18 protein-coding genes are annotated in these 26,994 nt (G+C 69.5%); 8 read left to right on the top strand and 10 right to left on the bottom strand.

Annotation, left to right across the window (positions count from 1 at the left end):
* Nucleotides 1-13: 13 nt before the first annotated feature.
* The 3 genes from H3309_RS12575 to H3309_RS12565 are packed head-to-tail and all read right to left on the bottom strand — an operon-like array spanning nt 14 to nt 6,134.
* A complete protein-coding gene (locus tag H3309_RS12575) occupies nt 14-928 on the bottom strand; it encodes a S1 family serine peptidase (protein WP_182295039.1) in 915 nt (304 codons plus the stop codon).
* On the bottom strand, nt 913-2,886 hold the full coding sequence (locus tag H3309_RS12570; protein WP_182295038.1) for a caspase family protein: 1,974 nt from the start codon (nt 2,884-2,886) through the stop codon (nt 913-915). The genes H3309_RS12575 and H3309_RS12570 overlap by 16 nt, the downstream gene beginning before the upstream one ends.
* Nucleotides 2,883-6,134: a caspase family protein gene (locus H3309_RS12565; protein WP_182295037.1), complete on the bottom strand. Its 3,252-nt coding sequence runs from the start codon at nt 6,132-6,134 to the stop codon at nt 2,883-2,885. Before H3309_RS12565 ends, H3309_RS12570 begins: the two co-directional genes overlap by 4 nt.
* A gap of 77 nt (nt 6,135-6,211) precedes the next feature.
* On the opposite strand from H3309_RS12565, the gene H3309_RS12560 reads away from it, so the two are divergent.
* Entirely contained in the window at nt 6,212-7,033 is an 822-nt protein-coding gene (locus H3309_RS12560) for an SMP-30/gluconolactonase/LRE family protein (protein ID WP_182295036.1), read from the top strand.
* Here the strand turns inward: H3309_RS12560 and eda are convergent.
* The 4 genes from eda to zwf are packed head-to-tail and all read right to left on the bottom strand — an operon-like array spanning nt 7,014 to nt 11,845.
* A complete protein-coding gene (eda, locus tag H3309_RS12555; RefSeq protein WP_182295035.1) occupies nt 7,014-7,634 on the bottom strand; it encodes a bifunctional 4-hydroxy-2-oxoglutarate aldolase/2-dehydro-3-deoxy-phosphogluconate aldolase in 621 nt (206 codons plus the stop codon). The two genes, H3309_RS12560 and eda, sit on opposite strands and share 20 nt — an antisense overlap.
* Complete coding sequence (locus tag H3309_RS12550) at nt 7,631-8,599, bottom strand: glucokinase (RefSeq protein WP_182295034.1); 969 nt, start codon at nt 8,597-8,599, stop codon at nt 7,631-7,633. The genes eda and H3309_RS12550 overlap by 4 nt, the downstream gene beginning before the upstream one ends.
* Nucleotides 8,596-10,407 carry a phosphogluconate dehydratase gene (gene edd, locus H3309_RS12545; protein WP_182295033.1) on the bottom strand — a complete coding sequence of 604 codons (1,812 nt, stop codon included), beginning with the start codon at nt 10,405-10,407 and terminating at the stop codon, nt 8,596-8,598. Before edd ends, H3309_RS12550 begins: the two co-directional genes overlap by 4 nt.
* Nucleotides 10,400-11,845, bottom strand: coding sequence for a glucose-6-phosphate dehydrogenase (gene zwf, locus H3309_RS12540; protein WP_182295032.1), 1,446 nt, complete (start codon nt 11,843-11,845; stop codon nt 10,400-10,402). Before zwf ends, edd begins: the two co-directional genes overlap by 8 nt.
* 197 nt (nt 11,846-12,042) lie before the next feature.
* On the opposite strand from zwf, the gene H3309_RS12535 reads away from it, so the two are divergent.
* From H3309_RS12535 to H3309_RS12510, 6 genes are read left to right on the top strand one after another with little or no spacing between them, the layout of a single operon-like run.
* Nucleotides 12,043-13,635: a sodium:solute symporter gene (locus tag H3309_RS12535; protein ID WP_182295031.1), complete on the top strand. Its 1,593-nt coding sequence runs from the start codon at nt 12,043-12,045 to the stop codon at nt 13,633-13,635.
* Between the two features lie 10 nt (nt 13,636-13,645).
* Nucleotides 13,646-15,466, top strand: coding sequence for an alpha-amylase family glycosyl hydrolase (locus H3309_RS12530; protein ID WP_182295030.1), 1,821 nt, complete (start codon nt 13,646-13,648; stop codon nt 15,464-15,466).
* Complete coding sequence (locus H3309_RS12525) at nt 15,463-17,097, top strand: alpha-amylase family glycosyl hydrolase (protein WP_182295029.1); 1,635 nt, start codon at nt 15,463-15,465, stop codon at nt 17,095-17,097. Before H3309_RS12530 ends, H3309_RS12525 begins: the two co-directional genes overlap by 4 nt.
* Entirely contained in the window at nt 17,097-19,088 is a 1,992-nt protein-coding gene (locus tag H3309_RS12520) for a glycoside hydrolase family 97 protein (RefSeq protein ID WP_182295028.1), read from the top strand. The genes H3309_RS12525 and H3309_RS12520 overlap by 1 nt, the downstream gene beginning before the upstream one ends.
* Before the next feature lie 7 nt (nt 19,089-19,095).
* The gene (locus H3309_RS12515) at nt 19,096-20,376 is read left to right on the top strand and encodes a cation:proton antiporter (RefSeq protein WP_182295027.1); all 1,281 of its coding nucleotides are present in this window, start codon (nt 19,096-19,098) and stop codon (nt 20,374-20,376) included.
* On the top strand, nt 20,373-21,869 hold the full coding sequence (locus H3309_RS12510) for a tryptophan halogenase family protein (protein WP_182295026.1): 1,497 nt from the start codon (nt 20,373-20,375) through the stop codon (nt 21,867-21,869). The genes H3309_RS12515 and H3309_RS12510 overlap by 4 nt, the downstream gene beginning before the upstream one ends.
* Here H3309_RS12510 and H3309_RS12505 read toward each other — a convergent pair.
* The 3 genes from H3309_RS12505 to H3309_RS12495 are packed head-to-tail and all read right to left on the bottom strand — an operon-like array spanning nt 21,866 to nt 25,875.
* The gene (locus tag H3309_RS12505; protein WP_182295025.1) at nt 21,866-22,807 is read right to left on the bottom strand and encodes a ribose-phosphate pyrophosphokinase; all 942 of its coding nucleotides are present in this window, start codon (nt 22,805-22,807) and stop codon (nt 21,866-21,868) included. The genes H3309_RS12510 and H3309_RS12505 overlap by 4 nt on opposite strands.
* A 40-nt stretch (nt 22,808-22,847) precedes the next feature.
* A complete protein-coding gene (locus H3309_RS12500; RefSeq protein ID WP_182295024.1) occupies nt 22,848-24,257 on the bottom strand; it encodes an SLC13 family permease in 1,410 nt (469 codons plus the stop codon).
* Between the two features lie 13 nt (nt 24,258-24,270).
* Complete coding sequence (locus H3309_RS12495) at nt 24,271-25,875, bottom strand: O-antigen ligase family protein (protein ID WP_182295023.1); 1,605 nt, start codon at nt 25,873-25,875, stop codon at nt 24,271-24,273.
* A gap of 106 nt (nt 25,876-25,981) precedes the next feature.
* On the opposite strand from H3309_RS12495, the gene H3309_RS12490 reads away from it, so the two are divergent.
* A complete protein-coding gene (locus tag H3309_RS12490; protein ID WP_182295022.1) occupies nt 25,982-26,992 on the top strand; it encodes an NAD-dependent epimerase/dehydratase family protein in 1,011 nt (336 codons plus the stop codon).
* Nucleotides 26,993-26,994 lie beyond the last annotated feature (2 nt).

The following is a 26,994-nucleotide window of genomic DNA, read 5'->3' as shown; positions in this document are numbered from 1 at the left end:
CGCCCCCCGGGTCCTACCGCACCGCCGGCCCCGTCTGCGCCCTGATCCACGGCTGGAAGCTGCTCACCCGCGCATAGATGCCCGGCAGACCCTTGGTGCCGCACTTGCCGCCACGGCTCACCACGCCCACCTGCCACCAGCGGTCGTCGGCGTCCTGCCACACCATCGGCCCGCCGCTGTCGCCCTGGCAGCTGTCCTTGTCGCCGCCGCCGGCGCACAGCTCCACGTCCAGCAGGTCCGGCCATTTCGCCCGGCACGCCCCCTGCGACAGGCCGTCGATGCTGATGATCTGCAGATCGGGCGCCATCGCCCGGTCACTGCTCGCCAGCTTGCCCCAGCCGCTCACCCGCAGCCCCGCCATCACCGGCGGCAGCACCGGCGCGCCGGGATCCCCCGCCAGCCCCACGAACGCCACCCGCTTCACCCCCGCCACCGTCACCGGCTTCACCGGCGTCGCCAGCTCAAGCAGCGCCACGTCGTTCTGCGACGGCGAGGTGAGATAGTCCGGATGCAGCACCACCCGCTTCACCCGCGCCTCCGGCATCGGCTCGCCGGTCCGCAACCCGCCATAGCGTACCAGCAGCAGCCCCGGCGCCACCACCACCCGCCCGTCCACCACCACGCAATGCCCGGCGGTCAGCACCCAGTTCGGCGCGATCAGGCTGCCGCCGCAGAAATGCGCCCGCTGCCCCATCGGCGCCGCGCGCGCCCCCGGCGCCACCCGCGCGTTGATCAGCGGGCCGGCATAGCCCACCGAGACCTGCCACGGCGCATCCCCCCATTTCGCCGGATCGCCGCCCACGATGCGGCTGGCATCCTCCTCCTCGGCCGCCGCCGGCGCCGGGCAGGGCGCGGGCGGGGTGAGCGGCGGATCGCCGGCCGCCGTCAACAGCAATGCCAGCAGCGGCAGGCTCAGGAACTTGGGCATGTCGGTCGGTCCTTCGTCGGGGGTCGGGTGGCGATCGGCTGCACGCGCGCGGTCCAGCCGCCGGTGCGCGGCACCTCCAGCGCGCGCGCGCCACGGTTGGCCGCCGCCAGCAGCCGCTCCAGCGGCGAGCCGAGGTCGCGCGCCTGGCTCGGCGCGCCCGGCACCGGGTCCTGCTGCAGGGCGCTGAGGTCGATGGGCGCCTCGGTCAACAGGAACAGGATGGCATCGCGCCCTTCGCCCGCCAGCGCGATCGGATGCACCAGCGCGCTGCCCGGCGCGATGGGTTCCTCCTGCCGCAGCGGCGTCACCGACAGGTCCTCCCCCAGCGCCAGCAGAGAGGGGTAGCGCGGCGCGTCGCCATTGTTCTGGAAGCGGATCTGCACCAGGTCGCCCGGCGCCCCCTGCACCATATTGTCCACCAGCGGCAGCCGGCGGATGTTGCCCTCGGCATCGCGCAGCGGCGTGAAACTGCCATCGTCCGCGCGACAGGCATAGTTGAAGGTCAGGATCGCCGGATCGCCACCATCCGGCGTGCCCAGCGCGCTCAGCAGCAGGTGCCGCGACAGTTTCACCAGCGTCGCCGCCGCCGCCGCCGCCGGCACCGGCCCGCCCACCGCCCGGCCATCGCTCGCCCGCAGCTGCCAGCCGCCACCCTCCGCCGCCAGCACCCAGGCCGGCGGATCCGCCAGCGTGAAACTGTCCAGCGTCGCCACCGCCGCCGCGATCGCCGCCCGCTCCCCGGCCTCGCCGCCATCGATCCGCAGCCGGATCGGCGGGCTCGCCGGCACATGCCGCACCTCCCGCGCCGCCAGCCGCGGCGGCGCCGCCGCCAGCGCCCTGTCCAGAAGCAGCGTCGCCGTCGCCGCCCCCACCGCGCGCACCACGCCCCCGCCCAGCGCCGCCCCGCCCGCTTCCGCCTCCGCCCGCGACGGATAGAGCGCGAAGCGCGAGCCCTCGGTCACCCCCATCAGGGAGCCGCCCTGCATCTCCAGCGACGCGCCCGCCGCCGGAGTCACCGCGAACACGCGCTCGCGCGGCGCCGCGCCGCCCAGGAACAGCGCCCCCAGCGCGCCCTCCGCGCCCGGCGTCTGCGTGTCCCCCGCCAGCAGCATCCGCCGCCGCACGTCCGCCGCCAGCTCGCCATGGCTCGGCCGGTCCAGCTCGGCCAGCGCCGCCACCAGCGCCCGCGTGAAGGCGCCGTGCCGCGTACCGTCCAGCGTATTCTCCCGCGCCGCCTCGCCATCCGCCGCCGCCGACAGGTGCACCCGCCGCCCCGGTGCCGCGGCCACCGGCACGATCCCCAGCCGGCGCGCCAGGTCGGGCGTCGCCGTGACCCCCGTCCCCAGCGCCGGGACGGAGCGCAGCGCGCCCCCTGCCAGGTCGCGCGTCGCGGTGCCGGAATTGCAGCTGTCGAACAGGCTGGTCACATTCACGCCGCGCGCCGTCGCCGCATCGATCAGCTGGCCCAGGTCGGTATCGATGATGTCCCACACCCCGCCGCCGCGCGCGTCGGTCGTCAGCATGGTGCTGCTCTTGCCGCCGCGCTGCGTCCGCGTGCGGTCCAGCGTCTGGCTGCCATGCCCGGAGAAATAGAGGAGCAGCGTATCCCCCGGCGCCGCCGCGTTGATCTGCCGCGCCAACGCCTGCAAAATGCCGTCGCGCGTCGCGCAGCCGTTCACCAGCGTGATCGAGGTCGCATTCTCCGCCAGGCACCCCGCCGCCGGATCGAACGGCGGCAGCGGCAGCCGGAACCGCGGCCCCGCCAGCGCGTCGCGCACCAGCCGCACGTCGTTGACCGCGCCCGCCAGATCGCGGAACCCCGGATCCTGGTTGCCCGGCTTGCCGGCGGAATAGCGATACTCGTCGATGCCGATGAACAGGCTGCGCACCGTCGCCGCCCGCGCGCCCCCCGCCAGAACGGCGGCCAACAGCAGCGAAAGGAGCGCCGCCCGCCTCACCGCACCCGCACCTCGCTCATGGTCTGGGTGAAATCGAACAGCGATGGCTTCTGGATCGGCCGCGCCGCCACCGGCGCCACCGCCGCCCCCAGGTTGACGATCTGCCGCGCCGCGCTGTTGGCTTTCAGTGCCAGCTTCCCCGATTTCACCTCCTGCGCCAGCGTCGGCAGCCGCTGCACGGCAAAACGCAGCCATTCATCCAGGTCGAGCGCGCCGTCGCGGTCCAGGTCGCCATAGACCGTCTTCGGCTCCTTGGCGTCCAGCCGGTCCTCCGCCGTCACCATGACCAGCGCATCGCGCGTCAGCGCCCAGGTCAGCAGGCCGTGCCCCAGCGCGCCATCCTCCATCGCCACATTGTCCGCCTGCGTCGCCGCCAGGATGCGGAACCCCTTGTCATAGGCGAGCTGCCCCAGCCCCGGATCCCCCATCGGCCCCGGCTTGAACCCTTGCGCCGCCACGCTCGCCGCGCTGTGGCAGGCATCGATGACGATGGCGACATTCGCCGCCTGCACCCCGCGCAGCCAGGCCGTCAGCTCGGCGCTGCTGATGAAGCTCGCCGCCCGTGGCCTGCCGGCCGCGTCCACCGCCCCGTCAGAGGGCACCAGATAAAATTGTCCGCCGATGGTGTCGCCATGCCCCGACCAGCTGATCACCAGGCTGTCGTCGGGCGTCAGGGCGGGCAGCCCGGCACTGTCCACCCCGGCGGCCGCCAGCGCCGCGCGCTCGGCATCCCCCGCCGCCCCGGCCAGCGACAGCAGCGCCGCGCGGATGACGGCCTTCGTCGCCGCGTCGCGGGCGTCGGTGCTGGTGATCACCGTCATCAGCTTGGCCTGCGCCGGCGCGCCCGCGAACAGCCCGGTGATCGCCTTGGCATCGGCGGCGGCATAGCTCAGCCGCCAGTCGCGGTTCTGCGTCGCGTCCACGCCGATCGCCAGCACCACCAGCCGTCGCGGGCGCGGTGTCGCCGCCGGCGGTTTCCAGCCCTTGCGGTCGGTCTCGCCCTTGATGCGGTCCCTGTTGAACAGATAGGCCGACAGCGCCACCTCGCGGCCATCGGTCGGGATCGGCACGTCGATCGTCCGCGTCACCGTCGGCGCCTCCCCGTCGGCCGGCAGCGTGGCGGGCATGGCGTCCGCCAGCGCCGTCGCCCGCCGCCAGGCCTCGATGTCGGTCACGTCGGGGGCGCTGCCCGGATCGGGGTCGCGGCGCACCATCCGGTCGTCCACGAACAGCCGCAGGTCATGCGCGCCCGACCGCGTCGCGCCATCGACATTCTCGGCGAACTCCAGGCTCACCCGCGCCACCCCCGGCCCGCCGCTCGCCACGTCGGTGATGGTCACCCACGGAAACAGCCGCGTCACCCCCGGCGCCGGCGGGATCGGCGGCAGCGCCGCGCCACAGCCGCCGGCGTTGCAGTCGAACAGCTTGCGCACCAGCCCCGGATCATAATGGCTGCGCATGAAGGCGCTCGCCGGCAGCGACACCCAGGGCTGGTCGGCCTGCATCCAGCGCACCCAGTCGGTATCGGGTGTCAGGTTGGTGTCATAACGGCCGTCGGGCATGGACGCGAAGAAGCCATTGTTGGGAAAGGTGAACAGGCTCAACCGCTTCGATCCGTCGCGCCGGTCCCACATTCTCAGCGCGCCATCGTCCGAAACCGCCCAGAACAGCTGCCGGTCGGGCAGGTAATCGGCGCTGATCGTGCCGGTCAGCAGGATCGGCGGCAGCACCGGCTGCACCGTCGCCACGTCGAAACGATAGAGGTTGCGATACCCCACCCCGCCCACCAGCAAGGTCTTGCCGTCGCTCACCATCACCTGCGGATTGTCGGTGCCGGTATCCATCCCCCGCACCTCCCGCGTCGCCAGCTCGACCATCAGCACCCCGCCCGGGGCATGCCAGAACAGATATTTGCCGTCGGAGGACAGGCTGCTCTTCTGGATCGCGCTGTCGGCGGTGGCGAACAGTTGTGTCACCGATGCGTCCGCGTCACCGAAGTCGAAACTGTCGGTCACCTTGCCACTCTTCAGGTCGATCATCACCACCTGCGGCGCGAAACCGCCCTTCACCGGGCGCAGAGGCCGGGTGGAAATCACCACGCCCCGGCCATCCGGCGTGCCGGTGATCGAGGTGATGCGCCGGTCCTGCATCCCCTGCAATTCCGTCCGGCGCCAGGTCGCGCCCCCCTTGCCGTCGAAATCGAGCATCCACATGTCATCGGGCTCGCCCGCCGGCCCGCCACAGGCCGCCGGGTTGGTCGCCGCCAGCTGATAGTCCATCGTTTGGCCGTCGTTGAAGCGGATCACCGTCGTCATGCAGCGCCCCGGCACCGTCCCGGCGGCGATGCCCTTGGGGTTGCCGGCGCTGGCCGCATCCACGAGCAGCGTCGGCAGCGGCGGCACGCCGGTCTTCGGATCAGTATCGGCCAACAGCACATAGGTGTCGGCGTTCACCCAGCGGATCGCATCATAGCGGCCCTTCTTGATGAAGGTCGGCAGCGCCTCGCCGCTCGCCAGGTCCCACACCTCCACCTGCGTGGTGTTGCCGGCATAAAGCCACAGCACCCGCGCCAGCCGCGTGCCATCGGGCGACAGCGCGGCATCGGCATATTTGCCCCGCGCCACGCCCTTCAACAGCACCGGATCGCCCTTCACGGGCAACATCTTCACGCCCGTCCCGTCGCGCTCCAGCCGCGTGCCCCCGGGGCCGACCGGCAGCGCCGCGGGCTTCAGCGTGTCCACATCCAGCCCCGGCAGCGGCACCGAGGCGGCCTCCCGCGTCACCACCCGCGTGTCCAGGTTCAGCCGAAAGGTGAAGCGCCGCGCGAAAGTGGGGTTGTCGCCCTCTGTGCCGCTGCCGATCGCGCTGATCGTCACCTGCCGCCCGCCCGGCGCCAGGGTCATCGCGGTGACCGCGTCCAGCGTGAAATTCGCTTGCCGGTCCAGCGGCGGCAGGCGCAGATGGTCATAGACCAGCGTCCAGGTCGGGTCCCACAGGATCAGCGAACCGTCGCTGGCGTCCGCCGTCAGCACGAACCAGTCGTTCCAGTCGTCGCTTGCCTTCCCCGGCTCGGCGGGCACCCACAGTGCCGCGTCCACCCGGAAAGGATGACCGAATTGCAGCACCACCTTGGGCACATCCGCCGCCAGGTTGGCGCGGACGCCAGAGGTGGCGGCGGGCACGGCAGCCGTCACGCAACCCGCGGCCATGCCGACCAGCGCCAGAACCGCCAACGACAGCGCCCGCATCCGCCTTCCTCCCCTGTCACAGACTAGGACAAGGGTTGCATCTGTCAATCATCGCCGCCGCATGGCAAGCGGCGCCCATGCTTGCCGAACCCTTCGCCCTGTTCGCCGACCTGCGCCTGCCGCTCGCCGAATGTCCGGTCTGGCACGATGGCGCGCTGCACCTCGCCGACGTGCGCGGCGGCCGCATCCTGCGGCTCGCGGCGGACGGCGGCATCGCCCGCGAATGGCGGTTCGACGACCTCGTCGCCTGCTTCGCGCCGCTGCCCGATGGCGACTGGATCGTCGCCGGCACCAAGGACATCTGTCGTTTCAACCCTGAAACGGCGTTGCGCTGGCACATCGCCCGGCTGGAAGACGATCTTGCGACCTCCCGCCTCAACGACGGCCGCCTCGGTCCGGACGGCGCCTTCTGGGTCGCCAGCATGGACGAAAGCCCGGCGAAAGCCCCCATCGGCAGCCTGTGGCGCGTGCCGCTGGATGGCACCGCGCCCCAGGCCCGCGCGACCGGGATCGTCACCGGCAACGGCATCGCCTTCGCACCGGATGGCCGCACGCTGTACGCCGCGGACTCGCGCGGCGTCTGGATCGATGCCTGGGATTTTGACCGTTTCACCAGTGAAACGACAAACCGCCGGCGCATCGCCACCCCCACCGATGCCCAGGGCCGCCCCGACGGCGCGCAGGTCGATGCACAGGGACATTATTGGAGCGCCGGCGTCTCCGCCGCCTGCCTGAACATATACACATCGGACGGCACGCTGTTGGAACGCCACCCCGCCCCCACCCCCGCCCCCACCATGCCCGCCTTCGGTACCGACGGCTTCGTCTACCTCACCTCACTCCGCCGAAACGACGATGACCCCCACGCCGGCGGCGTATTCAGGGCGCGGCTGGCCTGAGGGCACTCGCCGCCCGCGCCGCCGCCTCGATCGCCGCCCCATCCGGCGCGCCGCGCGGCACGATCCAGCTGCCGCCCACGCATTTCACGTGAGGTTCCGCCAGCCAGGCCGGTGCGCTCGCCGCCGTGATGCCGCCCGTCGGGCAGAAGCGCGCCATGCCGAAGGGCGCCGCCAGCGCCCTCAGCGCCGGCAACCCGCCGCTGGTCTCCGCCGGAAAGAATTTGAATCGGGTCAGGCCCGCGTCCAGCCCGCGCATGATGTCGCCCGCCGTGGCGATCCCCGGCAGGAAGGGGATGCCGCTCTCCGTCACCGCCGCCACCAGCGGCGCCGTCAGCCCCGGCGACACGATGAAACGCGCGCCCGCATCGGCACAGGCCGCCACGTCGCGCGCGTTCAGCACCGTGCCGGCGCCCACGATGGCGCCCGGCACGCGCGCCATTTCCCGCATCGCGTCGAGCGCCGCCGGCGTCCGCAGCGTCACCTCCAGCACCGGCAGCCCGCCCGCCACCAAGGCTTCGGCCACCGGCCGCGCATGCGCCGCGTCATCGATCACCAGCACCGGAATCACCGGCGCCACCATCATGATCTCGTCGATCGTCATACCGCCTCCACCGCGAACGCCGCCGCCGCGCCATAAAGCCCCGGTTCCGCCAGCATGATCGTCCGCACCGGGATTTGCGCCATCCGGCTCTCGAACCGGCCCTTCGCCGCGAACCGCTCGGCAAAGCCCGACCCCGGCAGGCGCCCCGCCAGCCGCTGCCCCAGTCCGCCCGCCACCACCACGCCGGCCGCGCCGTGCGCCAGCGCCAGGTCGCCCGCCACGCTGCCCAGCGTCAGCATGAAGCGGTCCAGCGCGGCTGCCGCCAGGCTGTCGCTGCCGTCCATCGCCGCCGTCCACAATGCCCTGTTGTCGCGCGACGGCACCGCCCGTCCCTCCAGCGCGGCCAGCGCTGTATAGATATTCTCCAGCCCGGGGCCAGAGAGCAGCCGCTCCACCGACACCCGCCGGAAGGCGCGCCGCAGATGCGCCAGGATGGCATCCTCGATCGTGTCCAGCGGCGCGAAATCCACATGCCCGCCTTCGGACGGCAGCACATGATAACGCCCCTCCTGCCTCAGCAGGGAGGCGACGCCCAGCCCGGTGCCCGGCCCCAATATGGTGATCGTGCCCCGCGCCGGCAGCGGCGCATCCGGCCCGGCCAGGGGGCCGAAGGCGTCCGCCGGCGCCTGCGCGACCGCATGGGCGATCGCCTCGAAATCATTCACCAGCGTGAACCGGTCGAGGTGCAGCTTCTCCGGGATCAGCGCCGGCCGGATCACCCAGGGGTTGTTGGTCAGCTTCAGCACCTCGCCCTGCGTCGGGCAGGCGACCGCGATGCTGGCGAGGCGCGGCAAAGGCCCCGCCTGCATCGCGCCGAACGCCTCCCAAGCGGTCTGGAAACTGGCATGCTCGGCGGTCTTCAGCGTCACCGGCGGCGCCATCGCCACCACCCGGCCGCCCTCCACCGTCGCCAGCGCGAAGCGCGCATGCGTGCCGCCGATATCGACGGCGACGATTCCCGTCACAGCCCCGCCGCCGCCAGCATCGCCGAGGCGCCAAGCTCCGCCCCATCGGCGCCCATGCGCATCATCGCGAACAGTTCGCGGCCCGTGCCGTCATGCACCGCGGGGTTCGCCACCGCCTCCCGCGCCGCCAGATCGGCGCTGGTGGTCAGCATGCCGTCATGGCCGCACAGCCGCACCGGATCGCCGTCCCGCAGCCGTGCCAGCGGCCCCCCGCCCCAGGCCTCCGGCGTGCAGTGGATCGCTGCCGGCACCTTGCCGCTGGCGCCGGACATCCGGCCATCGGTGACCAGCGCGACCTTATACCCCTTGTCCTGCAACACCCCCAGCGCCGGCGTCAGCTTATGCAGCTCCGGCATGCCGTTGGCGCGCGGCCCCTGGAAGCGCACCACCACCACCACATCGCGGTCCAGTTCGCCGGCCTTGAACGCGCTCAGCACCTCATTCTGGTCGTGGAACACCCGCGCCGGCGCCTCCACCGTCCAGCGGCTGGCATCCACTGCGCTGGTCTTGAAGATCGCCCGACCCAGATTGCCCGTCACCAGCCGCATGCCGCCATCCGCCATGAACGGCGCCGCCACCGGCCGCAGCATCGCCTCATCGCCGCTCGCCGCCGGCGCGGCGGCCCAGCGCAGCGCGTCACCCGCCATCCCCGGCTCCTCTGCATATGGATGCAGGCCGCCCTCCCACACCGTCTTCACATCATGCAGCAGCCCCGCGCCCAGCAGCTCGCGGATCACGAACCCCATGCCGCCCGCCGCGTGGAAATGGTTCACATCGCCCTGCCCGTTGGGATAGATGCGCGCCAGCATCGGCACCGCGCCTGACAGCTCGTCCAGATCGGCCCAGTCGATGATGATCCCCGCCGCCCGCGCCATCGCCGGCAGGTGGATGGCATGGTTGGTGCTGCCGCCGGTCGCCAGCAGGCCCACGGCGGCGTTCACGATCGCGCGCTCGTCGATGATCTCGCCGATGGGTCGCGGATCGGACCCGCCCAGGCTGATCGCCGCCAGCCGGTGCACCGCCGCCCGCGTCAGTTCGGTGCGAAGGCTGTTGCCGGGATTGACGAACGCGGCGCCGGGCACATGCAGGCCCATCACCTCCATCATCATCTGGTTGCTGTTCGCCGTGCCATAGAAGGTGCAGGTCCCCGGCGAGTGATAGCTCGCCGCTTCCGCTTTCAGCAGCTCGGCGCGGCTCGCTTTCCCTTCCGCGAACAACTGCCGCACGCGGGCCTTCTCCTTGTTGGGCAGCCCGCTCGGCATCGGCCCGGCGGGGACAAAGATCGTCGGCAGATGGCCAAAGCGCAGCGCCGCCATCACCAGCCCCGGCACGATCTTGTCGCAGATGCCCAGCATCGCCACGCCCTCGAACATGGCGTGGGAAAGGCTAACCGCCGCCGCCATCGCGATGGCGTCGCGGCTGAACAGCGAAAGCTCCATCCCCACCTGGCCCTGCGTGACGCCGTCGCACATCGCCGGCACGCCGCCCGCCACCTGCGCCGTCGCCCCCACTTCCCGCGCGAACAGCTTCATCGCCTCCGGATACCGCCCATAGGGCTGGTGCGCCGACAGCATGTCGTTGAAAGCGCTCACGATCCCCAGGTTGGGCGCATGGGCGGCGCTGATCACCGCCTTATCCTCGCCGCTGGCGGCAAAGGCATGGGCCAGGTTGCCGCACGACAGCCGGCTGCGGTTGATCCCCGCGTCCCGCTCCCGCGCGATGAAATCCAGATAACGCCCGCGCCGCTGCGCCGAGCGTTCGACGATCCGCGCGGTCACCCGCGCCACGGTTGCGTTCATCTCAGTCATGCCAGCTCACATTCGCCCGTTCAGCAAGGCCGATGGCCGCCGATGGCCCCCAGCTTCCCGCCGTATAGCTTCGCGGCGTCAGGCCTTCGCTGGCCCAGCCGCGCCGGATCGCGTCCACCCAGCTCCACTGTGCCTCCACCTCGTCGCGCCGCACGAACAAGGTGGGATCGCCCTCGATCAGGTCGAGCAGCAGGCGTTCATAGGCGATCCGCCGCCGCGCCCCGGCAAAGGCGTTCGGGGTGGTGATATCCAGCTGTACCTCCCGCAGCCGCAGGCCCTCCCGGTCCAGGCCCGGCACCTTCGCCATCACCGTCAGCCCGACATTCTCGTCGGGCTGGATGCCGATGATCAGCCGGTTGGGTTTGGCCACCGCGCCGCGCTCGGCAAAGATGCTGTGCGGCACGGCGCGGAACTGGATGACGATCTCCGTGCGCCGCTGCGGCAGGCGCTTCCCGGTCCGCAGGAAAAAGGGCACGCCCTTCCAGCGCCAGTTGTCGACATGCGCCTTCAGCGCCACGAAGGTCTCCGTGTCCGACGGCTTGCCCAGCTCCTCGGCATAGCCCGGCACCGCGGCGCCATCGACCGCACCCGCCACATATTGCCCGGTCACGCTGTCCGCCGCCGTCAGCGGCCGCAGGCTGCGCAGCACCTTCACCTTCTCGTCGCGGATCGCCGTCGCGTCGAACCGCGCCGGCGGCTCCATCGCCACCAGCGCCAGCAGTTGCAGCATATGGTTCTGCACCATGTCGCGCAGCGCCCCGGCGCCATCATAGAATCCCACGCGGCCTTCCAGCCCGACGGTCTCGGCCACCGTGATCTGCACATGCTCGATATGCTGGGCGTTCCACAGCGGCTCGAACAGGATGTTGCCGAAGCGCAGCGCCAGCAAATTCTGCACCGTCTCCTTGCCCAGATAATGGTCGATGCGGAAGGTGCGGCTTTCCGGAAACACGCTGGCAACGGCATCGTTGATCGCCCGGCTGCTGGCCAGGTCGCTGCCCAGCGGCTTTTCCAGCCCGATGCGGCACTGGCCGCAGGCGAGGCCGTGCGCGCCCAGCCCGGCGATGGTCGGCTCGAACAGGCTGGGCGCGGTCGACAGGAAGGTCGCGACCGCGCCCTCGAACGCCCCCACCTTCGCTGCCAGCGCCGCGAAGCCCGCCGGGTCGGTCGCATCGAGCGGCTGGTAGCTCAACCGGCCCAGGAAGGCCTCCAGCGCGGCCTTGTCTTGGCGGTCCGCGGGCAGGAATTTCGCCAGCGCCGCCGCCGCGAAATCGCGATAGCCGGCATCGTCCAGCCCGCTGCGCGCCGTCCCCACGATGCGGATGTCGCGCGCAACCAGGCCATCGGCGTGCAGCGCGGCAAGGCTGGGCAGCAGCATGCGCTGCGCCAGGTCGCCGGTCGCGCCGAACAGCAGGACGGTGTTGGCGCGAACGGTCATGCGGCATCCTTTGCGGTCGCCTGCGAAAAAGCCCTGCCACGCCCGAAAAGGCAAGCGCTTTGGCCCGGCATACGAATACATGGCGCCCCCCGAACGCCCGCGCCGATTGAGGCGCCGCCGCCCACGTGCCACGATGCCCGCCGGACAGGCGAGGGAGCGACAGACTCCCGACATGGGCAAAGCCCAGGGGAGTGAGCATGCAGGATGTCTTTGCACGGGGGCTGGCACCGCCCGACCTCGTCGTCATCACCCTCTACGCGCTGGTCGTCATCGGCCTTGGCCTGTGGGCCGGCCGCAAACAGGCAACCGGCACCGATTTCTTCCTCGCCTCGCGCGATTCGACCTGGCCGGTGATCGGCTTCGCGCTGCTCGCTTCCAACATCAGCTCGGCGACGCTGATCGGGCTGGCCGGCAACGCCTACGCCAACGGCATCGCGGTCTATAATTATGAATGGATGGCCACCGTCGTCCTGGTGTTCTTCTGCCTGTTTTTCCTGCCCTTCATCCTGCGCAGCCAAGTCTATACCATGCCGGAGTTCCTGGAACGCCGCTACAGCCCCGGCGTGCGCAAATATTTCAGCGCGCTGACGATCTTCCTGTCGGTCGTGGTGGACAAGGCCGCGACGCTCTATGGCGGCGCGCTGATGCTCACGCTGATCCTGCCGACCATTCCGCTTCCCGTCATGGTGCTGGTCGTCGCCGCGCTCTCCGGCATCTACACCATCGTCGGCGGGCTGAAGGCGGTGCTCTATACCGAGGTGGTGCAGGCGGTCATCCTGCTGTCGGCGTCGGCCGTGCTCAGCTGGTTCGCCTTTGCGAAAGCCGGCGGCTGGGCGAACGTGATGGCGAACATTCCCGAGGAACGCATGAGCCTGATCATGCCGCTCTCCGACCCGCACATGCCCTGGCTCGGGCTGCTGACCGGCGTGCCGATCCTCGGCTTCTATTTCTGGTGCACCAACCAGTTCATGGTGCAGCGCGTGATGAGCGCGAAGAATGTGGACCACGGCCGCTGGGGCAGCCTGTTCGCCGGGCTGCTGAAACTCCCCGTGCTGTTCCTGATGGTGCTGCCGGGCAGCGCCGCGGTCCTGCTCTACCCGAACCTGCCCAATCCGGACCTGGTCTATCCGACGCTGATGTTCGACCTGCTGCCCACCGGCCTGCTCGGGCTGGTCGTTGCCGGCTTCCTCGCCGCCATCATGTCGGCCACCGCCAGCACCTTCAACAGCGCCGCGACGCTCGCCACCATGGACTTCATCAAGCCCGCCTTCCCGGCGCTCGACGGCAAGGCGCTGGTGCGCGTCGGCCGCCTCGCCACCCTTGCCATGGTGGCGGTCGCAGTGGTGGTGGCGCCGATGATCGAGAAGTTCGGCAGCGTCTGGACCTACCTGCAATCGATGCTCAGCTACACCTCGCCGCCGATCGTGGCGGTGTTCCTGGCCGGCCTCTTCTGGAAACGCGCCAACGCGCGGGGCGCCGGTTTCGCCATCGTCGCGGGCCTGGCGGTCGGCATCACGCTGTTCGTGCAGGTGAATGTGCTCAACCTGTTCACGCTGAACTTCCTCTATGTCGCGCCGATCCTGCTCGCCATCTGCGCCGTCGCGCTGGTCTATGGCAGCCTGACCGGCGCAGGCCCGTCGGCACAGCAGACCAGCGGCCTGATGTGGACGCGCGCCCACTGGCAGGCGGAAAGTGCCAGCCTGGCGAACACGCCGGCCTGGGCCAATTACCGCGTGCAATCGGCGATCCTGCTGGCGATGACCGCCGTCATCGTGATCTGGTTCTGGTAAGGGGCCTGCCATGGCGCGCAACATCCCCCGCATGACGCTTCTGGCGCCGCTCCTCGCCCTGCTGCTCGCGGCACCGCTCGCCGCGCAGGACAAGGTCCGCGCCCGGCCACCGTCGGACGAGATCATCTATTTCGTCCTTCCCGACCGCTTCGCCAACGGCGACCCGTCGAACGACAGCGGCGGCATTCCCGGCGACCGGCTGCGGCACGGCTTCGATCCCACCCACAAGGGCTTCTTCAACGGCGGCGACCTGAAGGGCCTCACCGACCGCCTCGACTATATCCAGGGCCTGGGCGCCACCGCCATCTGGTTCGCGCCGATCTTCAAGAACAAGCCCGTCCAGGGCGGCCCCGGCACCCACAGCGCCGGCTACCATGGCTATTGGGTCACCGACTTCACCCGGGTCGACCCGCATTTCGGCACCAATGCCGAGTTCAAGGCCTTCGTCGACGCCGCCCACGCGCGCGGCATGAAGGTCTATATGGACATCATCGCCAACCACACCGCGGACGTCATCCAGTATCGCGAATGCCCGACCAGCGCCTGCCCCTACCGCTCCCGCGCCGATTATCCCTGGACGCGGCTGAAGGGCGTCAACGGTGCAGAGATAAACGATGGCTTCATGGGTGAAACGGTCCGGACCGCCGAAAACTTCGCCCGCCTGACCCGGCCGGACTATGCCTGGACACCGGTGGTGCCCGACGCCGAGAAATCGGTGAAGGTCCCGGCCTGGCTCAACGATCCGATTTTCTACCACAACCGCGGTGACACGACCTTCAGCGGCGAGAACAGCCAGATGGGCGATTTCGTCGGCCTCGACGACCTGTTCACCGACCATCCGCGCGTCGTTCAGGGGATGATCGACATCTACGGCCGCTGGATCGACGAGTTCGGCATCGACGGCTTCCGGGTGGACACGGCGAAGCATGTGAACAGCGAATTCTGGCAGGCCTTCGTTCCCGCCATGCTCGCCCGCGCGAAGGCGCGCGGCATCCCCAATTTCCACATCTTCGGGGAGGTCGCGACCGGCGATTACGACCCGGCGCTGCTTGCCCGCTATGTGCAGGTCGATGGCTACCCCGCGGTGCTCGATTTCAACCTGCAGCTCGCCGTCATCGCCGCCGCCGGGCGGGCCGACATGCGCCTGATGGAGCGCCTGCCCGACGATGACGCGCTCTATGGCAACGCCGCGACGCCGGGCTGGCAGGTGGCCAACCAGCTGCCCACCTTTATCAGCAACCACGACGCCGGGCGCTTCCTGATGTTCGCCCGCGCCGCCAACCCGCGCATGACGGACGGCGAGGCGCTCGCCCGCGCCACTCTCGCCCACGCCATGCTGTTCCTGGCGCGCGGCGTTCCCACCGTCTATTATGCCGACGAACAGGGTTTCGCCGGCCTGGGCAACGACCAGGCCGCCCGCCAGACCCTGTTCGCCAGCAAGGTCCCGAGCTACGCCGCCGAACGCCTGCCCGGCACGGGCCGCACCGGCGCGCAGGATAATTTCAACCCGGACGCGCCGCTCTACCGCGCCATCGCCGCGCTCTCGAAACTCCGCGCCGGCCATGCCGCGCTGCGCCACGGCCGCCAGGTCGCGCGCCTTTCCACCACCCCCGGCGTCACCGGCTTCAGCCGGCTGATGGACGGCGAACCGGAACTGCTCGCGGTCTTCAACGCCAGCGCCAAACCCGTCACCGTCAACATGGAATCCACCCCCGCCTCGCTGCGCTGGCGCAGCCTTGCGGGCGCCTGCCCCGCCAGCTCCAACGCCCCCGGCAGCGTCACGCTGACCCTGCCGCCCTTCGCCTTTGCCCTGTGTGAGTCCGTCAAATGAATGCCCTCTCCCGGCAGGCCGCGCCTGCCCTGTATCCCGCGTCCCAATCGCCCTGGTGGCATGGCGCCACCATCTATCAGGTCTATCCGCGCAGCTTCGCCGATTCGAACGGCGACGGCATCGGCGACCTGCCCGGCATCACCGCCCGGCTCGACCATATCGCCTCGCTGGGGGTCGATGCGGTCTGGATCTCGCCCTTCTACCCCTCGCCGATGCACGATTATGGCTATGACGTCGCCGATTACTGCGATGTCGCGCCGGAGTTCGGCACGCTCGCCGATTTCGACGCGCTGCTGACAAAGGCGCACGGCCTCGGCCTCCGGGTGATCATCGACCAAGTCTATGCCCACACCAGCTGGGACCATGCCTGGTTCGCGCAAAGCCGGACCAGCCGCAACAACCCCCGCGCCGACTGGTATGTCTGGGCCGATCCCAAGGCGGACGGCACCCCGCCGAACAACTGGCAGTCCGTCTTCGGCGGCCCGGCCTGGACCTGGGACGCGCGGCGCGGCCAATATTACATGCACAATTTCCTCAACTCGCAGCCGCAGCTGAACGTGCACAACCTCGCCGTGCAGGACGCGCTGCTCGACGCCGCGCGCTTCTGGCTGGACCGCGGCGTCGACGGCTTCCGGCTGGACGCGCTGAACTTCGCCATGTTCGATCCGGCGCTGCGCGACAATCCGCCGGCGCCCCCCGGCAACCGCCGCCGCAGCCGCAGCTTCGATTTCCAGCAGCACAAGTACAACCAGTCGCAGCCGCAGATCCTGCCCTTCCTGGAACGCATCCGCGCCGTGATGGACAGCTATGGCGCCACCTTCACCGTCGCCGAAATCGGCGGCGCCAACCCGGTGGCGGAGATGAAGGCCTTCACGCACGGCGATGCCCGGCTCAACACCGCCTATAATTTCGCCTTCCTCTATGCGCAGGACCTGTCGCCCGAACGGGTGGTGAACGCGCTCGCCGACTGGCCGGGCGACGCGGCCGAAGGCTGGCCGAGCTGGGCGTTCAGCAACCATGACGCGCCGCGCCACCTGACCCGCTGGTATGCCGGCAACGACAGCGCGGCCTTCGCCAAACTCTGCCTGCTGTTGCTGCTCAGCCTGCGCGGCAACGCTTTCCTCTACCAGGGCGAGGAACTCGGCCTGCCGCAAGGGGAGGTCGCCTATGACCATCTGCGCGACCCCGAAGCCATCGCCAACTGGCCGCTGACGCTGGGCCGCGACGGCGCGCGCACGCCGATGCCCTGGCAGGTGCACGCAACCAACGCCGGCTTCAGCAGCGGCACGCCCTGGCTGCCGCTCGACCCGCGCCATGCCGCGCTGGCGGTGGACGCGCAGGACGCCGACCCGCAGTCGGTGCTGAATTTCGCCCGCGCCGCCATCGCGCTGCGTGGCGGCCATCCCGCGCTGCGCCGCGGCAGCCTGGGCGTGGTCGCCGCGCGCGGCACGCTGCTCATCCTCGAACGCCGGCATGACGGCGAAACGCTGCGCGCCGCCTTCAACCTGGGCGATGTGACCGTGGCGCTCGCCCACGAACCCGGCTGGCAGCCGCTGCTCACGCTCAACGGCGCGGAGGTGGACAGCGCCAGCCTGCCGCCGCTCGGGGCCTGGATCGCAAGGAAAGCCTGATGCGCACGCTCATCACCCTGTTCGCCCTGCTGTTCGCCAGCCTCGCCGGCGCGGCCCCGATCACCGTCGCCTCGCCCGATGGCCGGCTGGTGGCGACGCTCGGCACCGACAATGACGGTCGCGCCAGCTACAGCCTCGCCCGTGACGGCAAGGCGATCCTCGCGCCCTCGCAGCTCGGCTTCCTGTTCGCCGACGCGCCCAAAATCCACCGCAAGCTGAGCATCACCGAAGTCAGCCGCGCCGACGCCGACAACCGCTGGCAGCAGCCCTGGGGCGAGGACCGCGACATCCGCGACCATCACCGCGAGCTGCTGGTGGCGCTCACCGAAACCGACGGGCGCAAGCGCACGCTCTTCCTGCGCCTGCGCCTGTTCGATGACGGCTTCGCCTTCCGCTATGAATTCCCCGAGGCCTGGAAGACGGTGCGCATCACCGAGGAACTGACCGAATTCGCGCTTGCCCAGCCCGCGACCGCCTGGTGGATCCCCGCCGGCGAGTGGAACCGGGAGGAATATCTCTACAACGAAACGCCGGTCGCCGAGATCGGCCTGGCGCAGACCCCGATCAGCTTCCGGTACCGTGACGGCCTGCACCTGTCGCTGCACGAGGCGGCGCTGGTGGATTACAGCGGCATGCAGGTGCAGAAGGTGGAGCGCGGCCTGCTGAAAGCCATGCTGACCCCCGCCGGCGTCGGCCCGAAGGTCCTGCGCACCGCGCCTTTCGTCACCCCCTGGCGCACGCTTATCGTCGCCGACAGCGCCGCCGGCCTCGCCAACAGCCGGCTGACGCTGAACCTCAACGAACCCAACAGGCTCGGCGACGTCTCCTGGGTGACCCCCCGCAAATATATCGGCATCTGGTGGGGCATGATCCGCGGCGACTGGACCTGGGCCAGCGGGCCCCGGCACGGCGCCACCACCGCCCGCGCGCTGCAATATATCGATTTCGCCGCGAGGAACGGCATCCCCGGTCTGCTGATCGAGGGCTGGAACATCGGCTGGGACGGCGACTGGTTCGGCAACGGCGAGGCCTTCAGCTTCACCCAGCCCTATCCCGATTTCGACCTGGAGCGCGTCGCCGCCTATGCCCGCAAAAAGGGCGTGCACATCATCGGCCACCACGAGACCAGCGGCCAGATGGCGCATTACGAGGCGCAGATGGGCGCGGGGTTCGACCTCTACCAGCGCCTCGGCATCGACAGCGTGAAAACGGGCTATGTCAGCGACCTCGGCGGCGCCAAGGCGCTGCAACCGGATGGCAGCCTCAGCTTCGAATGGCACGAAGGCCAGGCCAAGGTGGTGCACGAGCTGAAGGTCGTGACCGAAGCCGCCAAGCGCCGCATCGCCATCAATACGCACGAGCCGGTGAAGGACAGCGGCCTCAGGCGCACCTACCCCAACTGGATCAGCCGCGAAGGCGCGCGCGGCATGGAATACAACGCCTGGGGCCAGAAGAACCCGCTCAGCCACGAGCCGACGCTGGCCTTCACGCGGCTGCTCGCCGGCCCGATGGACTTCACCCCCGGCGTGCTCAGCCTGACCGGGCAGGACGGCAGCCGCATCCTGGGCACCGTCGGCCGGCAATTGTCGCTCTACATCGTCATCCACTCGCCGATCGTCATGGCGGCGGACTTCATCGAGAATTACGCCCGCTTCCCCAACGGCTTCGCCCTCATCAAGGCGACGCCGACCGACTGGGAACGCAGCATCATGCTCGATGGCGCCATCGGCCGCTTCGTGGTGCAGGCGCGGCAGGACCGGAAATCGAAAGACTGGTGGCTCGGCGCGCTCACCAACGAGGAAGCGCGCAGCCTCACCGTGCCGCTCGGCTTCCTGACGCCGGGCGTCCGCTATCGCGCCACCCTGTGGCAGGACAGCGGCGACGGCACGGCCGACGCGCGCATGGAAACCCGTACCGTCACCGCCGCCGACAGCCTGCCCGTCAGCCTGCTGGCCGGAGGCGGCATGGCGGCGCGCTTCACCCCGCTATGACGGCGCGATGACGGCATCGGTCCATCATCTCGAACAATTGCTGCTGCATGTGCTGGTGCAGCTGATCATCATGATCGCGGCTGCCCGGCTGTTCCACGGCCTCGCGCTGCGGCTGGGGCAGCCCGGCGCCACCGGCGAGATCGTCGCCGGCCTGCTGCTCGGCCCCTCGCTGTTCGGCGCGCTCTTTCCCGAGGCGTCCCTGTGGGTATTCGGCAGCAAACCCGGCGACGAGATCGCGGTGCTCAGCCAGGTCGGCCTCATCCTGCTGATGTTCCAGATCGGCAGCGAGTTCCATTTCAACCTGCTGAAGGACCCCGCGACCCGCCGCACCATGCTCGGCGTCGCCGCGGCCTCCATCCTCGTGCCCTTTGCACTCGGCCTCGCGCTCGGCCTCGCCAGCGCCGCCACCCTCGCGCCCGCCATCAACCCGGTGGTCTATTCCCTGTTCTGCGGCGTCGCGCTCGCCATCACCGCGGTCCCCATCCTCGGCCGCATCCTCCGGCAGTTCGGGCTGACCGCGCACCCGCTCGGCGTGATCGCCATCAGCGCCGCGGCAGTGAACGATGTCATCGGCTGGCTGCTGCTCGCCGCCATCGCCGCCATCGGTGCCGCCGCCTTCGACCCCGGCGGCTTCGGCCTGAAACTGCTCGGCCTTGCAGCCTTGGGGGCCGTCCTGATGCTCGTGGTCAAACCCCTGCTCGACCGGCTGATCGGCCCGGTGGAGCGCGGCGAGAAGCCCCTCGGCCCCGACCTCATCGCCCTCATCCTCGCGCTCTGCTTCGGCGCCGCCATTGTCACCTCCAGCCTGGGCATCTTCGCCATCTTCGGCGGCTTCGCCGTCGGCATCACCGTGCACCGGCACCAGGCCTTCGCCGCGCTCTGGCGTGACAAGATCGGTGTCTTCGTCCTGGTTTTCTTCCTCCCCATCTTCTTCACCTTCACCGGCCTTAGAACCAACGTCCTCGGGCTGGACAGCGCCACCGACATCGGCTGGTGCCTCGCCTTCCTGGCTGCCTCGATCCTGGGGAAGATCTTGCCCGTCTATGCCGCCGCCCGCCTCTCCGGGTTCACGCCGGCGCAATCGGGCGTGCTCGGCAGCCTGATGAACACCCGCGCGCTGATGGAGCTGATCGTGCTCAACGTCGGCCGCGACATGGGCTTCATTCCGCAGGACGTCTTCACCATGCTGGTCATCATGGCGATCACCACCACCCTGATGACCGGGCCGCTGCTGCGCTGGCTGCTGCCGAAAACCGGCCACGTCATTCCGCAGGGCGTGGACGCATGAACCCCATCCGCTCCATCCTGATCGCCGGCGGGGGTTCCGCCGGCTGGATGGCCGCCGCCGCGCTGGCCAGCGCGCTCGGAACCTCCACGCAAATCATGCTGGTGGAGAGCGAGGAGATCGGCACCGTCGGCGTCGGCGAGGCCACCATCCCGCCGATCAAGCTGTTCAACGCGATGCTGGGGATCGCGGAAGCCGACTTCGTCCGCGCCACCCAGGGCACCTTCAAGCTCGGCATCGAGTTCGTCGACTGGGGCAGTCTCGGCAACCGCTATTTCCACCCCTTCGGCAGCTTCGGCGCCGATTTCGACCGCGTGCCGCTGCACCACTGGTGGCTGCGCGAACGTGGGCGGGGCGACCCGACGCCGCTGTGGGACTATTCGCTCGCCTGGCGCATGGCCGTCCACAACCGCTTCAGCCCGCCGTCGTCCGATCGCCGGATGGTGCAATCCACCTTCGACTATGCCTATCATTTCGACGCCGGCCTCTACGCCGCTTACCTGCGCCGCTACGCCGAAGCCCGCGGCGTTGCCCGCCACGAAGGCAAGGTCGGCACCGTTACCCAGAATGGCGAAACCGGCTTCGTCGAAAGCGTCACGCTCGAAGACGGCCGCGTCCTGTCCGCCGACCTGTTCATCGACTGCTCCGGCTTCCGCGGGCTGTTGGTGGAGGGCGCGCTGAAGGCCGGCTATCAGGACTGGACCCGCTGGCTGCCCTGCGACCGCGCCATGGCGATGCCCTGCGAGAATGCCGCGCCGCTCACCCCCTTCACCCGCTCCACCGCGCGCGAGGCCGGCTGGCAGTGGCGCATCCCGCTGCAACACCGCACTGGCAACGGCTATGTCTATTCGAGCGCCCACCTGTCGGACGACGACGCCGCCCGCCTGCTCGCCTCCCGCCTCGACGGCAAAGCCTTGGCCGATCCCCGCCCGCTGCGCTTCACCACCGGCCGGCGCACCCGGGCGTGGGTGAAGAATGTCGTCGCCATCGGGCTGGCCGCCGGCTTCATGGAGCCGCTGGAGAGCACCAGCATCCACCTCATCCAGTCCGGCCTGATGCGCCTCCTTGGCCTGTTCCCGGACCGCGCTTTCGATCCGCTGCTGGCGGACGAGTTCAACCGCGTCACGGCGCAGGAATGGGAACGCATCCGCGATTTCCTCATCCTCCACTATCACGCCACCGGCCGCACCGATTCCGCCCTGTGGCGCGATTGCGCCGCCACGGCACCGCCCGACAGCCTGGCCACACGCATGGCGCATTTCCGCCGAGACGCCCGCTTGGTCTCCCCCGGCGAGGAGTTGTTCCTCAACGTCAGCTGGCTCGCCGTCTATATCGGCCAGCATGTCGAACCCGCGGGCTGGGACCCCCTTGTACACGCCCGCGGCCATGTCGATGCCAAGGCCCGCCTCGCCGGCCTGCGCCGCGTGACGGAAGAAGCCGCCCGCGCCATGCCCACCCACGAAGCCTTCATCGCCGCCAACTGCGCCGCGGGTTAATCGAACAAACTACTCACACTCGCTTCGTCACTGATGCGCCGCATCGCTTCGCCCACCAGCGGCGCGATCGGCAGCCGGCGGATTTTCGCCGCGCCCGCCACCGCCTCGCATGCCGCGATGCTGTCAGTCACCACCAGCTCGGTCAGCAGGCTGCCCTCCACCCGTGCCACCGCCCCGCCAGAGAGCACGCCATGGCTGACATAGGCCACCACCCCCTCCGCGCCGGCCTCCATCAGTGCCTTCGCCGCGTTGCACAGCGTCCCCGCGCTGTCGACGATGTCATCCACCAGCACGCAGAAGCGCCCCTTCACGTCGCCGATGATGTTCATCACCTCCGATTCGCCGGGCCGTTCCCGCCTTTTGTCCACGATCGACAGCGGCGCATTGTCCAGGCGCCGCGCCAGCGCCCGCGCCCGCACCACGCCGCCCACGTCGGGCGACACCACCATCAGCCGGCCGCGATGCTGCGGGAAGCGCGATTCGATATCGGCGCTCATCACCGGTGCGGCATAGAGATTGTCGGTCGGGATGTCGAAAAAACCCTGGATCTGCCCGGCGTGCAGGTCCACCGACAGCACCCGGTTGGCGCCGGCCACCGTGATCAGGTTCGCCACCAGCTTCGCCGAGATCGGCGTCCTCGGCCCCGGCTTCCGGTCCTGCCGGGCATAGCCGAAATAGGGCAGCACCGCGGTGATGCGCTTGGCGCTCGCCCGCCGCAGCGCATCGATGCAGATCAGCAATTCCATCAGATTGTCGTTCGCCGGCGCGCCGGTCGACTGGATCACGAACACATCCTCGCCGCGGACATTCTCGTGGATTTCCACGAAAATCTCCTCGTCGGCGAAGCGCCGCACGCTGGCGCTGGTCAGCGGGATTTCCAGATAGCTCGCGATGTCGCGCGCCAGCGCCGGATTGCTGTTGCCCGCCAGAAGTTTCATGCGCCTGTCCCCGACATTGTTTCGTGGCGGCTTACCCGCCTCACACCCATGCGGCAACCGCGAAGCACACCCCCACGATCAGCGGCACGCCGATCATGTCCACCAGCGCGCCGGCCTTCACCATCGTCGCCACGCTGACGCGACCGGTGGCATAGGCGATGGCGTTCGGTCCCGTCCCCGCCGGCATCATGAAGCCCCAGCTCGCCGCCATCGCGGCCGGAATCGCCAGCAGCTGCGGATCGGCGCCGGTCGCCAGCACCAGCCCGGCGACCACCGGAATGAAGCCGCTCGCCGTCGCCACATTGCTCGCGAACTCCGTCACCACGATCACCAGCAGCACGATCAGCGCCGCCAGCAATACCGGCGGCAAGGTGCCCGCCACCGTCAGCTGCTGCCCCAGCCAGGCCGCCAGGCCGCTTCCCGTGATGCCGTCCGCCAGCGCCAGCCCGCCACCGAACAGCAGGATCACATCCCACGGCACCTTCGCCAGGTCCGGCCCCTCCAGCATCGGCGCCTCACCCGGCCCCTTGCGCAGCAGGAACAGCAGCAGGCCGATGCCCACCGCCACCACGCCATCGTCCGCCCGCGGCAGCGCAATCGCCTCCTTGATGAAGGGCAGCACCGTCCAGCCGAACAGCAGCAGCAGCAGCACCGGGATCAGCCGCCGCTCGAACACGCTGTATGCCCCTGTCTCCCCCACCGCCGCCAGCACGGCGGCGCGGTCGATGGCGCCCACCGGCACCCGAAGATATCGGTTCAGCACGAAGGCGGTCAGCGGCACCCCCAGCAGCACCAGCGGCAGCCCGAACATCGCCCAGGTCAGGAAATCGATCTCCGTCCCCAGCGTCTTGTTGATCAGCCCGGCAGCGATCGCGTTGGTCGGCGACCCCACCAGCGTCCCCAGCCCGCCGATGCTGGCGGCATAGGCCACCCCCAGCACCAGCGCCGCGGCGAAGCGCTCCCGGTCGGCCTCGGCAATCGCGTCATGGCTCGCCGCCACCAGCGCCAGCGCGATCGGCATCATGATAAGGGCGGTGGCGGTGTTCGATACCCCCATGGAAACGATCGCCGTCGCCAGCATGAACGCCGTCACCAGCCCGCGCGGACTGGTGCCGCCGCGCCGGGCGATGGCCAGCGCCAGCCGCCGGTGCAGCCCGGCCTTTTCGACCGCGAGCGCCACCAGCGCGCCGCCCAGCACCAGGAAGATGATCGGCGAGTAATAGCTTTGCGCCGCATCCCCCGCGCTGGCGATCCCCAGCAGCGGGAACAGCAGGAAGGGCAGCAGCGCCGTCGCGGCGATCGGCACGGCTTCCGTGAACCACCAGGCCGCCATCAGCACCGCGACCGCCGCCACCGCCCAAGCCGCCGCCGACAGCCCCGCCGGCGCCGGCAGCAGCCACAGCAGCGCGAACAGCGCGAGACCGCCCCAGAAACCGACGCGCTGGGTCATCCCCCCAAGCGCCTTATCGGCGCATGCGCAGGGGTTGCAATCGCACTGAGGCCGGCACCGCCGCCTTCGCGGCATCCACCAAGGTCTGGCGATAGTGCATGGCCATGATCAGCCCCACCAGCAGGAACGCCAGATAATGGTTCTGCTCCAGGCTCAGCACCAGCTTGATCACCAGGAAATTCACCAGCGCCACCGACGCCGGTGCCGTCAGGTCGAGCTCCTCCGAGTCAGACCGCTGGTAGGTGCGCCAGCCATAGAAGATGGCACCGCCGAACAGCGCCACGAACAGGCAGAAACCGATGATCCCATAGTCCAGCAGCAGGTTGATGGGATAGGCGTCCAGCGTCACCGTGCCCTCGCCGTTGGTAAAGCCGACCAGCTCCCACGCCTGGTTCGGCCCATGGCCAAAGGGATTGCGGAAGAATTTCTCCCACATCAGGTCATACTGGATGCCGCGCGAATCATTGCTCGCCTGATGCTGTCCGCCGCCGATCACCTTCACATAGAGCGTGCGGCTGGAAAACAGTGCGATGACGAACGCCACCAGCGCCATCGGGTACATCAAGATCAGCGATGGTCCCACCATGTCGCGCCGACCGCCATGGGTGCGCAGACGCTTGATGCCCCAGAACAGGCTGTACACGATGTGGCTCAGGAAGAAGCCGATCAGACCGCTGCGGTTGTTGGTCAGGAACATCGCGCCGGCGCAGGAGAAATAAAGGGCGATCAACAGCAGCCGCCGCGGCCAGCTGGTCGCCGTCACCAGGGCGTGGATGACAAAGGGGAAAACCAGCGACATGAATTCCGCCAGGCTGAGGCTGACATTGAACACCGATCGGGCCCGGTAGAGCCCGTCGGCGGCGCGCGCCTGCGATCCCAGGATGCGGCCCATCAGCGCCTCGTCATCCACCTTCAGGAAGAAGGGGATATGATCGGCCCAGATCGGCTTTCCCATCCGCGTTTCGGGAAAGACCAGGAAAGAGACGATCAGCGCGACCACCAGGATCGCCGTCTTGAACCGCAGTCCCAGGCCCTCCTTGCTGAAGGCCCAGGCGCCGATCAGCAGCGGAAAGGTCCAGAACAGCTGGTTCAGCACCCAGCGGTTCAAGGAGCCGAACAACTGCGGCGCCAGGGGAATCGTGATGATCTGGATGATCAGCCAGCCGATGAACACCTTCATCAAAAAGGGCGTCGCCTTGAACACCGTCGCCACGTCGCCGCGCAGCCGGCTCGACTGCGCGAAGCCATAAACCGCGATCGCCACCAGCGCGAACAGGGCCGCGCGGTTGAGCGTGATCCACGGCAGGCCGGGCAGCTCCACCGCGAGATAGACCGGCCACAGCCCGGCACAATAGATGAACACGATCAGCGCGGTCTTCAGCGTTTCGTCAACCTGCACATCGCTGTCCGGCAGCATCCAGGCGGCGATGATGAACAGGATCAGCAGCGGCGTCGCCGGAATGAACATCGCCTGCACCGGCAGGATGGCGATCACCAGCCCCATGAAACAGGCATAGAAACCCATGATCGCAACCAGGAGCCAGCGCCGCACCCGATGCGACAGGCTGTCCACCCGCTTGGTATAAGGTGTCAGGATCCGGTCGAGGGCGATGCTCATGCCGCTGAAAATCCACTTGCCGCTGTCATCATCCGTCTATCGCAACGCATCGCCGGGGGAAAGCCCACTGGCGCCCGCCGTTAACCCCCTTTAACAAAGCCCCCGCATGACCATCCTCCTCACCGGCGCCGCCGGCTTCATCGGTTTACATGTCGCCCGCGCGCTGCTCGCCCGTGGGGAGGCGGTGCTCGGCCTCGACAACCTCAACCCCTATTATGATCCCGCGCTGAAACAGGCCCGGCTGGCGCAGCTTGCCGGCACCCCCGGCTGGCGCTTCGTGCACGTCGATTTCGCCGACGCCGCCGCGCTGGCCGCCGCCACCGATGGCGAGCGCGTGACCCGCCCCATCACCCGCATCGTCCACCTGGGCGCGCAGGCCGGCGTCCGCTACAGCCTGGAAAATCCCGCCGCCTATGCCCAATCCAACCTCGTCGGCCACCTCAACCTGCTCGAACTCGCCCGCCATGCGCGCGTCGCCCACATGGTCTATGCCTCCTCCTCCTCGGTCTATGGCGGCAACACGAAACTGCCCTTCGCGCTGTCCGACCGCGTCGATTCGCCTGTTTCGCTCTATGCCGCCACCAAGAAATCGGGTGAGCTGCTCGCCGAATCCTATGCCCATCTGTTCCGAACCCCCCTCACCGGCCTGCGCTTCTTCACCGTCTATGGCCCCTGGGGCCGGCCGGACATGGCGCTGTGGCAGTTCGCCGACGCCATCCTTGCCGGCCGCCCGATCCGCCTGTTCAACCATGGCGACATGAGCCGCGACTTCACCTTCATCGACGACATCACCACCGGCGTGCTGGCCGCGCTGGACCGGCCGCCGGCGGACGACGGCAGCGAAAAACCCGGCGGCTCCCGCAGCCCGCACGCCCTCTACAACCTCGGCAACAGCCGGCCCGAACCTTTGCTCACCCTCGTCGCCACGCTGGAGGACGCGCTGGGTGTGAAGGCGATTCGGCAACTCCACCCGATGCAGCCCGGCGACGTCCACGCCACCTTCGCCGACATCGCCGAAGCCGCGCGCGACCTGGGGTTCGCGCCCACCACGTCGCTTGCCGAGGGCATCCCGCGCTTCACCAGCTGGTTCCGCCAGTGGCGCGACCGGAGCGCCTGACC

The sequence above is a fragment of the Sandaracinobacteroides saxicola genome (genome assembly GCF_014117445.1).
Classification (GTDB): domain Bacteria; phylum Pseudomonadota; class Alphaproteobacteria; order Sphingomonadales; family Sphingomonadaceae; genus Sandaracinobacteroides_A; species Sandaracinobacteroides_A saxicola.
Note: the sequence above shows the minus strand (reverse complement) of the source record. Positions and strands in the feature narration are given on the sequence as shown.